This window comes from Amycolatopsis sp. BJA-103 (genome assembly GCF_002849735.1).
Taxonomy (GTDB): Bacteria; Actinomycetota; Actinomycetes; order Mycobacteriales; family Pseudonocardiaceae; genus Amycolatopsis.
On sequence record NZ_CP017780.1, the window covers coordinates 3,837,685 to 3,850,260 of the forward strand.

General features: G+C 69.6%; 10 protein-coding genes and 1 pseudogene. 6 read left to right on the forward strand and 5 right to left on the reverse strand.

Translation table 11 applies throughout. The features are described 5' to 3' along the window. Positions 1–9 precede the first annotated feature (9 nt). Positions 10–480, forward strand: coding sequence for an Lrp/AsnC family transcriptional regulator (locus BKN51_RS16620; RefSeq protein ID WP_101608525.1), 471 nt, complete (start codon positions 10–12; stop codon positions 478–480). A gap of 22 nt (positions 481–502) precedes the next feature. Here BKN51_RS16620 and BKN51_RS16625 read toward each other — a convergent pair whose 3' ends face one another. Continuing rightward, positions 503–1,459, reverse strand: a complete 957-nt coding sequence (locus BKN51_RS16625; protein WP_233223124.1) for a helix-turn-helix transcriptional regulator — start codon at positions 1,457–1,459, stop codon at positions 503–505. A 63-nt stretch (positions 1,460–1,522) separates the two neighbouring features. Here BKN51_RS16625 and BKN51_RS16630 point away from each other — a divergent pair, with 63 nt between their 5' ends. Next, a complete protein-coding gene (locus BKN51_RS16630; protein ID WP_233223123.1) occupies positions 1,523–3,808 on the forward strand; it encodes an ATP-binding cassette domain-containing protein in 2,286 nt (761 codons plus the stop codon). Between the two features lie 137 nt (positions 3,809–3,945). Here BKN51_RS16630 and BKN51_RS43140 read toward each other — a convergent pair whose 3' ends face one another. Continuing rightward, entirely contained in the window at positions 3,946–4,527 is a 582-nt protein-coding gene (locus BKN51_RS43140) for a hypothetical protein (RefSeq protein ID WP_158255753.1), read from the reverse strand. A 51-nt stretch (positions 4,528–4,578) separates the two neighbouring features. On the opposite strand from BKN51_RS43140, the gene BKN51_RS16640 reads away from it, so the two are divergent. Beyond that, entirely contained in the window at positions 4,579–5,229 is a 651-nt protein-coding gene (locus tag BKN51_RS16640; RefSeq protein WP_101608529.1) for a GOLPH3/VPS74 family protein, read from the forward strand. On the opposite strand, the gene yidC is transcribed toward BKN51_RS16640, so the two are convergent. Together yidC and BKN51_RS16650 are read right to left on the reverse strand one after the other, a co-directional pair. Beyond that, positions 5,219–6,010, reverse strand: a complete 792-nt coding sequence (gene yidC, locus BKN51_RS16645; protein ID WP_101608530.1) for a membrane protein insertase YidC — start codon at positions 6,008–6,010, stop codon at positions 5,219–5,221. The two genes, BKN51_RS16640 and yidC, sit on opposite strands and share 11 nt — an antisense overlap. Before the next feature lie 69 nt (positions 6,011–6,079). Further along, the gene (locus BKN51_RS16650; protein WP_101613257.1) at positions 6,080–6,436 is read right to left on the reverse strand and encodes a DUF6412 domain-containing protein; all 357 of its coding nucleotides are present in this window, start codon (positions 6,434–6,436) and stop codon (positions 6,080–6,082) included. 63 nt (positions 6,437–6,499) lie between these two features. On the opposite strand from BKN51_RS16650, the gene BKN51_RS16655 reads away from it, so the two are divergent. The 3 genes from BKN51_RS16655 (at position 6,500) to BKN51_RS16665 (ending at position 10,618) form a co-directional block, all read left to right on the forward strand. Next, positions 6,500–8,119: an ABC-F family ATP-binding cassette domain-containing protein gene (locus BKN51_RS16655; protein WP_101608531.1), complete on the forward strand. Its 1,620-nt coding sequence runs from the start codon at positions 6,500–6,502 to the stop codon at positions 8,117–8,119. Between the two features lie 547 nt (positions 8,120–8,666). After that, complete coding sequence (locus BKN51_RS16660) at positions 8,667–9,680, forward strand: YdcF family protein (protein ID WP_101608532.1); 1,014 nt, start codon at positions 8,667–8,669, stop codon at positions 9,678–9,680. Between the two features lie 113 nt (positions 9,681–9,793). Continuing rightward, positions 9,794–10,618 carry a class I SAM-dependent methyltransferase gene (locus BKN51_RS16665; protein ID WP_101608533.1) on the forward strand — a complete coding sequence of 275 codons (825 nt, stop codon included), beginning with the start codon at positions 9,794–9,796 and terminating at the stop codon, positions 10,616–10,618. Between the two features lie 4 nt (positions 10,619–10,622). Here BKN51_RS16665 and BKN51_RS16670 read toward each other — a convergent pair. After that, positions 10,623–12,224, reverse strand: a pseudogene (locus BKN51_RS16670) (ABC-F family ATP-binding cassette domain-containing protein). Positions 12,225–12,576: the final 352 nt, after the last annotated feature.

Here is a 12,576-nt window from a genome sequence, read left to right on the forward strand (position 1 = left end):
TCCTGGCTCATGGCGGACCAGCTCATCGACGAGACCGATCGCGAAATCCTCGAACTGCTCCGGGAAGACGCCCGGCGCACCCTCGGCGACATCGGGGCCCGCGTCACGTTGTCCACCGCCGCGGTCAAACGCCGCATCGACCGCATGCAGGAAAACGGTGTCATCGTCGGCTACACCGTCCAGATCGACCACGCCAAACTCGGCTGGGGCATCGAGGCGTTCACCGAGCTGCGGTTCACCGGGACCACCAAGGTCGGCGAGATCGTCCGGACGACCACCCGGATGCCGGAAGCCCAGGCGGTGTTCACCATCGCGGGCGATCCCGACGCGCTCGTCTGGCTGCGGGTCCGGGACATGGGCCACCTGCAGCACACCATCGACGAGATCCGGCGGCATCACCAGGTGACGGGGACGAAGACCCTGATGGTGCTGGACTCCTGGACCCGCGGGCAGCAGTGGCCCGACGCGGGCGACGCCTGAATCCGGCAGCGCAGAAAGGCGCTCACGAGCCGCTCCCCCGCAGCAGGCGTTGCCCGGTCCTCGCGAGGTACTCGCCGAACTCCGCCGGCTCCTCCACCGTGAAGTCGATGTCGGTGAGGGTCAGGACGACGGCCAGCCACTCGAAGGAATCGACGTACGCGACGTACCGGCAGCTGTCGTCGCCGAGGGCTTCGAAACTCCCGTCGATCCGGTGCAGGCGGGCCGCGGCCTCGCTCGCGCCGACCCGCAGGGTCAGCGTGATCCGGAGTGATTTCGGGCTGTGGAAGCGTTCTTGGAGATGACCCGCGACGTCGTCGACAGGGAGGGCGCGGGGCTCGAACGCCACCTCGGTCGTCTCCGGCGCGGTGATCCGGTCGAGCCGGAAGCTCCGCCAATCCCGCCGGCCGAGGTCCCAGGCGTAGAGGTACCACCGCCTGCCGAGCTGGACGAGACGCATCGGCTCGACCGTCCGGGACGAGGGGCCGTCCTTCCCGGTGTACGCGAACTCGAGGCACCGGCGAGCCGCGATCGCCGCGGCGAGGACGTTCAGGACGTCGGGTGTGACCATCGGCTGGTCACCGCTCCCGAACTCGACCGCGGCGAGCATCGCGTCGGTGCGCCGCCGCAGGGCCGCCGGGAGGACGCGCCGGAGTTTCGCGGCGGCGCGGTCCGCCGATTCGGCGGTGAGGTCGATGCCGGTCCCGCCCGCCGCGGCGAGCCGCAGCCCGAGCACGGTGGCGATCGCCTCGTCGTGTTCCAGCATGAGCGGCGGCAGCGCGGCGCCCGCGACGAGGCGGTAATTGCCTCCTGGGCCACGGGTGCTCTCCACGGGATAGCCCAAGGTCCGCAGGTGGTCGATGTCGCGGCGGAGGGTGCGGGGCGGGACTTCCATGGCCGTCGCGAGTTCGGCGGCGGGCCACTGGCGGCCGGACTGCAGGAGCGACAGCAGCCGCAGCATCCGTTCTCGTGGTGCCGTCACGGTGCCTCCCGGCCGGAATAGTTGTGGCCGTAATCCGGCCACAACTCATCGTAGCCTCGGTTCATGGCGAAAGTACGAGCTGACCGCGGCCGCTGGATCACGGTGGAGGGAGCCCGGACGCACAACCTCCGCGAGGTGTCGGTGCGGGTCCCGAAGCACCGGCTGACGGTGTTCACCGGCGTATCGGGTTCCGGGAAGTCGTCGCTGGCGTTCGACACGATCGCGGCCGAAGCCGAGCGCCTGGTCACCGGGACCTATCCCACCTTCGTCCGGAACCGCCTCCCGCAGCATCCGCCGCCGGACGTCGACCGGATCGACGGGCTGATCTTCACCACGATCGTGGATCAGCGGCGGTTCACCGGGAACGCGCGGTCCACGGTCGGCACGGCGAGCGACATCGCGTCGCTGCTGCGCCTGCTGTTCTCACGCCTCGGTGAGCCGGGAGCCGGGTTCTCGCCCGCCTATTCGTTCAACGATCCCAGCGGGATGTGCCCGCGCTGCGAAGGGCTCGGCATGGTCGACGACATCGACCTCGACCGGCTGCTCGACCGCTCGCGGAGCCTGCGCGAAGGCGCCGTGCGCTTCCCGACGTTCGCCCCAGGGACCTACCGGTGGAAACGGCTCGTCCATTCCGGACTGGTCGACCCGGATGTCCCGCTGGGACGGTTGCCGTCGGCGAAGGTCGAAACCCTGCTGCACGCCGAAGGGCTTTCCCTCGACGACCCCGGCTCCGAGTATCCCAAGCACGGCGTCTTCGACGGCATCGTCCCGCGGCTCCGGGACTCGTACCTGCGCAAGACGCCGTCACGCCTCACCGCGGAAGAACAGGAAGGGCTCGCCGGGGTCGTCACCCGCGGCGTCTGCCCGGACTGCGCCGGGACCCGTCTCGCCAAGGGAGCGCGCGAGAGCCTGATCGACGGGCGGTCCATCGCGGACTGGTCGGCGATGCCGGTCGGCGATCTGCGCGACGTCGTCGCGGCCGTACGCGATCCGTCGGTGGCGCCGCTGCGGCAGGCGATCCGGGAACGCCTCGACGCGCTGGATTCCGTCGGGCTCGGCTATCTCAGCCTGTCACGGGAATCGAGGACGCTGTCCGGCGGCGAAGCGCAGCGCGTCAAGATCGTCCGCCATCTCGGCAGCGCGCTCAGCGACGTCTGCTACGTGTTCGACGAGCCCAGCACCGGGCTTCACCCCCATGACGTGCACCGGCTCCTCGAACTGCTGGCCAAACTCCGCGACGCGCACAACACGATCCTCGTCGTCGAACACCATCCCGCGGTCATCGCGGCCGCCGACCACGTCATCGAGCTCGGACCCACCGGCGGTGCCGGCGGCGGGCGCGTCCAGTTCGAAGGCACTCCCCGCGAACTCACGACGACCGAGACCGAAACCGGCCGGGTTCTCCGTGCCCCGCTCCGCTTCCGGAAGCGGCCCCGCGCCGCCCAGGGGACCGTGACGATCTCCCGCGCCCGCAGCCACAACCTGCGCGACGTCACCGTCGACGTGCCGCTCGGCGTCCTGACCGTCGTGTCGGGTGTCGCCGGTTCCGGCAAGAGCACCTTGATCGCGGGCGAACTCCCCCGCCAGCATCCCGGTTTCGTCGTCGTCGACCAGGCTCCGCTGCGCGGCGGCATCCGGTCCACCCCCGCCACGGTGCTCGGCGTCGCCGAACCCGTTCGTGACGCTTTCGGCAAGGCCACCGGGAAACATCCGTCGTGGTTCAGCGCCAACGGCCGCGGAGCCTGCCTCGTCTGCAAGGGGAAGGGTGTCATCATCACCGATCTGGCGTTCCTCGACGACGTCCAGACCGGCTGCGACGCCTGCGGTGGCACCCGGTTCAACCCGGAAGCGCTCGGCGCGCGCCTGCACGACCGGACCATCGCCGACGTCCTGGCGATGAACCCCGCGGAGGCCGCCGCGCTGTTCGGCGAGCGGTCCCCCATCGCGGAACGGTTACGCTGGCTGGACCGGGTCGGACTCGGCTACCTGACGATCGGCCAGAGCCTCGACACCTTGTCCGGCGGCGAAAGGCAACGGCTCCTCCTCGCCCGCCACCTCGCCGACGCGGGTCCCGCGGACGACCTGCGCCTGATCCTCGACGAGCCCACCGCCGGGCTGCACGGCAGCGACGTCGACCGGTTGCTCGTCCTCTGCGACGAACTCGTCGACGACGGCGCGACGCTCGTCTTGATCGAGCACGACCAACGGGTGATCGCGCACGCCGACCACGTCATCGACATCGGGCCCGGCGCGGGTTTCGACGGCGGGTCGGTCGTGTTCGAGGGCACGCCGTCGGCACTGGCCGAGGACACCGCGTCGCTCACGGGCCGTCACCTGCGGAAACACTGAACGCGTTCCCGGCGCCGGACGGCGCCGGGAACACCCACCCGCCCGGGAACAGTTCCCGGGCAGAGCGAGATGATTCCCGATCAGGCTTTGCCCGACACGCCGGTACCGAACAGTTCTTCACCCGATTCCGGCGTGATCTAGCCGACAAGCCCGCACGACTCGTTCGCCTTCATCGCCTGGTCGAGCCCGGGCACCTTGCCGGTCTCGACGGCGGGCACGTGCGACACCAGGTCGATCCCGCTCACGTCGAGCGCCGCTTGGGCATAGCGGGCACCACCTTTCGGCAGCAGGGCGAGGTTCTCGGTCACCTGCCCGCGCAGCTTCCGGTAGAAGGCCAGCTCCCCGGAGGCGAGCGCGTTGGCCTCCTGTGCGGGCGCGGCGACCTGCGGAAGCTTCTCGAGTCCCCCGATCGCGGCGGCCAGCGCGGTGTCCAGCTTCTTCAGCGAAGCCTCCGCCTTCGGCACGTCGGCCTCGGTCTTGATGTCGTAGCCCTTGGCCAGGCTGTAGACGATCAGCCGCATCTCCTTGACCGCGCCGCAGTACCCTCCTGCCCAGGAGACCAGCGCCGGATCCGGGCCAGCCGGAGACGGCGACGGTGACGGCGGTGCCGATGCCGGGGCCGGAGCGGGTTCGGGCGAGGTCGGCCCGCAGCCCGCGAGCAGGCAGCAGACGGCGAGGGCCGCGGTCACTCGAAAGCGCGCTGCCGGGTGGCTCATCATCCGGCCGAGGGTAAAGCTGTCCGACGGGACCGGTCCCGACGAGAGGACGACATGAGCCAGTCACTGCCACAGCGGATGTACCTGCTCGGCTACGACAGCGAAAAGAACAGGCTCGACCCCGTCAGCGCCCTGGTGCGGGGCGCGCTCCTGCGCGCGGCCGCGGTGGCCGAGCTGATCATCGGCGGTCTCCTCACCGATCGTGACGGAAAGGCCGAGCGCACGGCCGCGGCCGGTCTCACCCCGATAGACCCCTTCCTGGCCGAGGTGCTCGAGGACGCTCCCGGCGAGAAGCCGCGCCGGTGGTTCACCGTCGTCGACCGCGAATGGCACAAGGCGGAGGACACCGTCCGCGACCAGCTCGCCGCGTCCGGCGTGCTCTTCGTCGAGAAGCGCCGGGCGATGGGCATCTTCACGGTTCGCGACATCACCTTGATGGACCCGCAGCGAACGCAAGAGCTCCGCGAGCGGGTCCGGAACGTGGTGCTGAGCGGCCAGGACCCCGCCACCGTCGCGATCGAAGACGCGGTCCTGGCCATGCTGTCCGCCGAGGGCGACGTCTACACGGTCTTCGGCCCCAAGGAGAAACGCGCGAACAAGAGCGCGGTCAAGGCGCTCGCCGAGCACGTCGACACCGTCCTCCCCGGGCTGAGGAAGGCCGCGCAGTACTCGATCGCCGCACGCCGGGCGGCCGTCAGCGGCTAGAACGTGCCTCCTCTTCCCTGTCGACGACCTTGGTGAGGAAATGCTGCTGCCCCAGCGTCCACACGTTGGTGGCCAGGAAGTACAGCAGCACCCCGATCGGCACCGGGAAGAACGCGCCCGAGACCAGCATCCCGAGCGGGGCCAGGTACATCATCGTCTTGACGATCCCCGCGGCCTCCGGGGCGGTCGCGGTCTGCCTGGTGAGGCCCGAGCGCATCGAGAAGAACGTGGCCAGGCTCGCGATCAGCATCAGCGGTACGCCGACCGCGATCATGTGGACGTGGTCCGTGCCGAACGCGGCCAGCTCCGCCGCCGGCTGCGAAAGCCAGTTGCCGAGCTTCGCGCCGAACAGATCCGCGTTCAGGAAGGACTCCACCCCGGCGCGGTCGAAGACGTGGTTCGACGCGGCACCCGGGGTGAAATCGCGCAGGACCCAGTACAGCGACAGGAACACCGGAACCTGGATCAGTGCCGGGAGGCAGCCGCCCAGCGGGCTGGACCCGTTGTCGGCGTGCAGTTTTTGGATCTCCTTCGCCATCCGCTGGCGATCCTTGCCGTACTTCTCCTTGATCTTCCGCATCTGCGGGGCCAAAGCCTGCGTGCGACGACCGGCGCGCAGCGCGCCGAGTGCCGGTTTGACCAGCACGAGACGCAGGGTGAAGACGAGGAACACGATGGACAGCACCCAGGCGACGCCCGAGTCGGGACTCGAAACGGCGCCGAAAACCTTGTGCCAGAACCAGAGAATGGCGGAAACGGGGTACAGGAAGACATCGAACATGACCGGGTCACTCCGTCGTTTGAAGGTGCGGGGGCAGGAGTGACTGCCTCACCTTCGAACGAGGAGAAGTCAGGCAGTCACGATGCCCCGTGACGGAGCCCGTGGCCGGACGCGGCCGCGCGCGTCGGGATCGCGCAGGCTCAGGTACAACTGCGCGCGTTCGCGCAGGCTGATGGCTCGCACCCGCATCGCGGCGGCCGACGGTTCCAGGCGGAAGTGCGCCGCGAGCGCGAGCAGGATGACGGCGAGGGACGCTGTCAGGGCGGCGGCCAGCCCGAGCGGATTGGCGACCGCCACCGACGCCGTCAGCGCGGTGACCAGGCTCAGCGGGTTGACCCCGCCGACGACCGGGAGCACGACGAACAACTCGGGCAGGAACAACGCAAGCATCAGCTTGAGCCGCACGCCGAAGTAGGTTCGCTCCACGTCACCGACCTTACCGGAGATATTGCGTTGCGTGATCACCTTCGGCGAAGGCAGGCTGTCGGAATGGGGCATGTGGAGGTCGCGCACGTCGAGTACTACCTGCCCGACGGGCGGCTGCTGCTCGGCGACGTCTCGTTCCGGGTCGGCGAGGGCAGCGTCTGCGCGCTCGTCGGCGCCAACGGGGCGGGCAAGACGACCTTGCTGAGACTGATCTCGGGCGAACTCGAACCCGACGGCGGCTCGGTGACCATCAGCGGTGGGCTCGGGGTGATGCCCCAGTTCGTCGGTTCGGTGCGCGACGAGCGAACAGTCCGGGACCTGCTCGTCTCGGTCTCGCCGGACTCGCTCCGCAACGCCGCCCGCGCCGTCGACGAGGCCGAACTCGCGATGATGGAACGCGACGACGAAGCGGCCCAGATGGCCTACGCCCAGGCGCTCGGCGACTGGGGCGACGCTCGCGGCTACGAAGCCGAGGTCATGTGGGACAAGTGCACGACCGCGGCGCTCAACCTGCCGTACGAGAAGGCACGCTGGCGGGAGGTGCGCACCCTGTCCGGCGGCGAACAGAAGCGGCTGGTCCTGGAGGCGCTGCTGCTCGGCGGTTCCGGGGTCCTCCTGCTCGACGAACCGGACAACTACCTCGACGTCCCCGGCAAACTCTGGCTCGAACAACGGCTGCGCGAGACGCAGAAGACCGTGCTCTTCGTTTCGCACGACCGGGAGCTGCTGGCACGGGCGGCGAAGAAGATCATCAGCGTCGAGCCGGGGCCGTCGGGCGGCGACGTCTGGGTGCACGGCGGCGGCTTCGACACCTACCACCAGGCACGCACGGAGCGGTTCGAACGCTTCGAGGAGCTTCGCCGTCGCTGGGACGAAAAGCACGCGCAGCTCAAGAAACTCGTCGCCGACATGCGTCAGTACGCCGCGCGCAGCGACGAGATGGCCTCGCGCTACCACGCGGCCCAGACCCGGCTGCGCAAGTTCGAGGAGGCGGGCGCCCCCGCCGCTCCCCCGCGCGAACAGAAGATCACCATGCGCCTGCGCGGCGGGCGGACCGGCGTCCGGGCCGTCACCTGCGAAGGGCTCGAACTCCGCGGCCTGATGAAACCCTTCGACCTGGAGATCTTCTACGGCGAGCGGGTCGCCGTGCTCGGCTCGAACGGCTCCGGCAAATCGCATTTCCTGCGGCTGCTGGCCGGCGAAGACGTCGCGCACGAAGGACTGTGGAAACTCGGCGCCCGCGTCGTCCCCGGCCACTTCGCGCAGACGCACGCGCATCCCGAACTGCTCGGACGGACGCTCGTCGACATCCTCTGGACCGAGCACGCGCGGAGCCGCGGACCGGCGATGAACATCCTGCGCCGCTACGAACTGGACGGGCAGGGCGACCAGCGGTTCGAGAAGCTGTCCGGCGGCCAGCAGGCACGGTTCCAGATCCTGCTGCTGGAGATCGGCGGCGCCACCATCCTGCTGCTGGACGAGCCGACCGACAACCTCGACCTCGCCTCGGCGGAGGCGCTGCAGCAGGCACTCGAGGCGTACGAGGGCACCACGGTGTCGGTGACGCACGACCGGTGGTTCGCGCGCTCGTTCGACCGGTTCCTCGTGTTCGGCACCGACGGGCGGGTGCGGGAGACCGCGGAACCGGTGTGGGACGAGCGGCCGGTGCAACGGGCGCGGTGAGCGAGAGCTCGTGAGTGGTAGGGACGGTTCTAGCGGACCCGTATTTGCCTGCCCACTGGATCCTGATGTCAGCTCGGTGAGGTTGTTCTGGATGCCGATGTGGGCGAGTGGGGAAGATTTGGGACGTTGAACGTCCCAAATCTTCCCCACTCGGCTGCCGTCCGCGGGGTTGCGGGGCGACACGGTCTTGATCAACGGAGGATCGGGGACACTCAACGTCCCATATCCTTCATCGTCAACACCCGACACTCGCTGAGCCGCCACCCCGTAGTGGTCAGGTGTCATCGAGCTCCGAGACCGGAGTGACCCCTCGACTACCGCACTTCACCTTCGCCCTGGTCATACGTAAGTAGGCAAATACCGGTCCGCACTAACCGTCCTTACCACTAACGACCCACCCGCCAGCTCGCGGCGGATTCCCACTGCCGGGTAAGGAAAGGCGACACGCCGACCGGCGGCGCCATCGGTACCGCGCCGGTGTGATTCAATGCCGCCGCACCGCGTACCGACACTCGAGTGCCCGCATCGTCCCAAGGCTGGAGAACTCGTGAGGGCCGCCGCAATCCCCTTCGCCATCGCGGCCCTGTGCTGCGCGGCGTTCCTGGTGAGCTTCCTTCGCGACCGGCGACGGCTGCGGAACGGCTTCTACCTCTTCTTCGCGCTCCTGTTCCTCGGTATCACCCTCATCGCGCTCCTCGCCTCGGTATCACCCGAAGCGGCGGGCTTCGTCGCGGTGGGCGTGATCCTGCTGATCATCCCGACGGTTCTGGCGTTGACGGTCTTCCTGATCTGCAACGGGATCACCATGCTCCGCCGCGAAGGCCGCAGGCTGGCCAACGTGCTGTCACTGCTGACGGGGATCGGCATCTGCGCGCTGGTCGTGTTCAACGCGACGGTCACGCAACTGGCCTGGGAGCCGCTCGACATCCTCCGCGGCAGCCTCAACGGGATCGTCGTCTACGTTTCGTTCCTCTTCGTCTGTTTCCTCCTGTACTCGATCGTCTACGGCCGCATCCGCACCGAGAAAGGCGTGGACTTCGTGGTGGTGCTGGGATCGGGACTGCAGGACGGCCACCGGGTACCGCCGCTGCTGGGGAGCCGCCTGAACCGGGCCAAACGCGTCGTGGACTCCGAGGCCCGCCGTGGGCGGGAGCCGATGGTGGTCACCTCGGGCGGGCAAGGGCCCGACGAGGACCTGCCGGAATCCCACGCCATGGCCGAGTACCTGGTCGAGGCCGGGGTGCCGCGGGAGCGGATTCTGCTGGAGGACCAGTCTCGGACGACGTTCGAAAATCTCACCTTCAGCTCCGAAATCATGAGGGAGCGGAAGGCGGACTACCGGTGCACGGTGGTCACGAACAACTTCCACGTGCTCCGCGCCGCCCTCATCGCGCGCCGCGCCAAAGTGAACGGCCAGGTCATCGGGGCGCCGACGGCCTGGTATTTCTGGCCGAGCGCCACCATCCGCGAATTCGTGGCCATCCTCGTGGATCACAAGATCAAGAACCTGGTCATCTGCGGGCTCATCGTGCTTTCGCAGGTGTCACGCGCCTTCTACTGAGGCCGGAGAACTGATACCCCGGAACGAATTCGCGTCACCACCGCCCGGAGCGCCGTGACAAATCCCGCGTCTTCCTTTGACAACACCTATTTCGCCGGGCCATCGTCCTGCGCATGAGCGCTTACACCCGCCAGGCGATGGCGCTGCTGTTCGACCGGACGGCGAAGACCTACGACGCACTCGGCGTCGACTTCTTCAGCGCCTTCGCCCGGGAACTGCTCGACCGTGCCGGGCTCGTTCCCGGTGAGCGGGTGCTGGACGTCGGCTGCGGACGGGGCGCGGTGCTGTTCCCCGCGGCCGGGCGGGTCGGCGCGGGCGGATCGGTGCTGGGGATCGACCTCTCCTCGGCGATGATCGAGCGCACCGCGAAGGACATCGAAGACCGCGGCCTCGCCAACGCCTCGGTTTCCCTTATGGACGCCCAAGAACCGACGCTCGACGACGCCGCCTTCGACGTGGTCCTCGCGTCGTTCGTGGTGTTCTTCCTGCCGGATCCGGTCGCCGGCCTGCGATCGTGGCATCGCCTGCTCGCGCCGGGCGGCCGGCTGGGCGTGACCACGTTCGGGGCCGACGATCCCCGGTGGGCGGCCGTGCGCGAGGTGTTCAAACCGTTCGTGACGCCGGAACTCGCGTGGACCATGGCCGTCCGGGCCGGTTCGTTCGCCACCGTCGAGAGCTTCGGCCAGGCCGTGGAGTCGGCGGGCTTCACCGGTGTCACGTCCGTGGAACGCGTCTATCCGGTGAAGTTCGCCGACCCCGGGCACTGGATCACCTGGTCCTGGTCGCACGGCCAGCGGATGTTCTGGGAACTGATCCCGGAAGACCGCCTCGACGCCGTGCGCCAGGCCGTGCTCGCCGAGCTCGAACCGCTGCGCGAGCCCGACGGGAGCGTGGTGCTGGCGCAGACCGTGCGCTACACCATCGCCCACCGCGGATGACGGCTCACAAAGCGAGCCTCGGCCAGGACGTCGTATCGCGCGACAACTGCCTGTCGTGCGTGGCGATCACCACCGCGGCCGGGGTGGCCCCGAGCGCGGCGGTCAGCTCGTCGACGAGCGTGGCGGACAGGTGGTTGGTCGGCTCGTCCAGCAGCACCACGTGCGGACGGCGGGCCAGCACGAGTGCCAGATCCAGCCGCCGCCGGGCGCCGACGGACAGTTCGGCGACCGGCCGGTGCCGGTCGTATCCGGCGAGCAGGCCCAGCTCACCCAGCCCTGGCCCCGGGTCGCCGGCCCTGGCGAGCTGTTCGTCGTACAGCTCCATCGCCGTACGCCTGCCCGGTAGCTCGGACTCCTGCCCCAGCCGCCCGATCCGTGCCGACCGGGAGCGGGTGACCGTGCCCGTCCCCGGCTCCAGATCCCCGGCCAGTACGGCCAGGAGCGTCGACTTGCCCGCGCCGTTGGGACCGGTGACCACCAGCCGGTCGCCGCTTTCCAGCACCAGGTCGACCGGACGCGCGAGCCGCCCGGCCACCGTCACCCCGGCGGCGCCGAGCAGGATCGCGCCACGACGCGACGGCAGCTCGGGCATGGCGAACCTGGCCGGTGGCGTCGGGATCGCCACCACGTGCTCGGCCAGCTCCTCCTGCCGCCGGTGCACCGCCCGGACCAGTCCCGGCGCCCGGGTGGCGCGGACATGCCTGCCGGTGCCCTTGGGCGGCCGCCAGTTGTCGCGCAGCCGGTTCCTCGCCGCGGACAGGTCGTCGGCCAGCCGTTGCCGCTAGGCGATCTGTTCGGCGTGCGAAGCCTCCCAGCGAGCGCGTTCGGCCCGGCGAGCCTCGACGTAGGCGGCGTAGCCACCGCCGTAGACCCGCGGCCGGTCGTCGCTCGACGGATCGAGGTCGATCACCGTGGTGGCCACGTCCGCGAGCAACGCCCGGTCGTGGCTGACCAGGACGACCACCCCCGGGTACGCGCGCAAACGCTCGGTGAGGTGATCGAGCCCGGCGGCGTCGACGTGGTTCGTCGGCTCGTCGAGCAGCAGCACGGGATGCCCGGCCCCGAGAAGGCAGGCCAGCCGCACCCGGTGGCGCTGCCCGACCGACAGTGTCCCGAGTGGACGGTCACGGTCGTCGACGGCGTTCAAGGCCGCCAGCGACATTTCGACACGCCTGTCGGCGTCCCACGCGTCGAGGGCTTCGGCCTCCGCGAGAGCGGCGGCGAAGACGTCGTCCGCGCCGGGACGGCCATCGGCCAGCGCGCCGGTGGCGGCCTCCAGGCGGGCCAGCGCGGTGCGGACGGTCGCCAGTTCGAGGTCGATCAGCGCGCCGACGGTGTCGGTGGCGCCGAGCGGGATCTGCTGGTCGGCGACACCGGCCGAACCCGCGCGGTGCACCTCGCCGCGGTCGGCGGGCAGGTCACCGGCGAGGACCCGGAGGAGCGTGGTCTTGCCGCGGCCGTTCTCACCGACGATGGCGACCCGCTCACCGGCGGCGACGACGAGGTCGACCCCGGAAAGCACGGGCCGTCCCCCGAAGGAGAGGTGGACACCGGACAGGCGGACGTGCGCGGCGCGCGAGGGCGCGGGAGAAAGAGGGGATGACATGAAGGAACTGCCTCCAGCGAAAGTGATGAGCAGGAAGAACGAACTCCGGTACCGCGGCTCGCGGTACCGGTGGAGGCGTCGTTCCTCAGAGGAACAGCAGTTGCTGCATCACGATTACGAGGGTAGGTCAGGCGCGGAGACCCGCGCATCCGGTTTTCGGCGGGCGCCGTGAGGAGATCCACACCTTCGCACCAACCCCGGGTCCGCCGGTCACCCCGCGGGCACCCGCTTCCACCAGCGACGACACGCCGGTCTTAGCCCGCGAGCGCGGCTTCAAACCCCCACTTTCCGGGGTCACCCACAGGAACACCACGACGGTTGCCGTGATCAGCGGCCCGGCTGACGGTGGGCT

Bases quoted from the DNA above. Each gene is read 5' to 3' on its own strand.
- yidC (WP_101608530.1), bottom strand. From the start codon at position 6,010: ATGTTCGATGTCTTCCTGTACCCCGTTTCCGCCATTCTCTGGTTCTGG.
- BKN51_RS16655 (WP_101608531.1), top strand. From the start codon at position 6,500: ATGGGGCATGTGGAGGTCGCGCACGTCGAGTACTACCTGCCCGACGGG.
- BKN51_RS16640 (WP_101608529.1), top strand. From the start codon at position 4,579: ATGAGCCAGTCACTGCCACAGCGGATGTACCTGCTCGGCTACGACAGC.
- BKN51_RS16630 (WP_233223123.1), top strand. From the start codon at position 1,523: ATGGCGAAAGTACGAGCTGACCGCGGCCGCTGGATCACGGTGGAGGGA.
- BKN51_RS43140 (WP_158255753.1), bottom strand. From the start codon at position 4,527: ATGATGAGCCACCCGGCAGCGCGCTTTCGAGTGACCGCGGCCCTCGCC.
- BKN51_RS16620 (WP_101608525.1), top strand. From the start codon at position 10: ATGGCGGACCAGCTCATCGACGAGACCGATCGCGAAATCCTCGAACTG.
- BKN51_RS16665 (WP_101608533.1), top strand. From the start codon at position 9,794: ATGAGCGCTTACACCCGCCAGGCGATGGCGCTGCTGTTCGACCGGACG.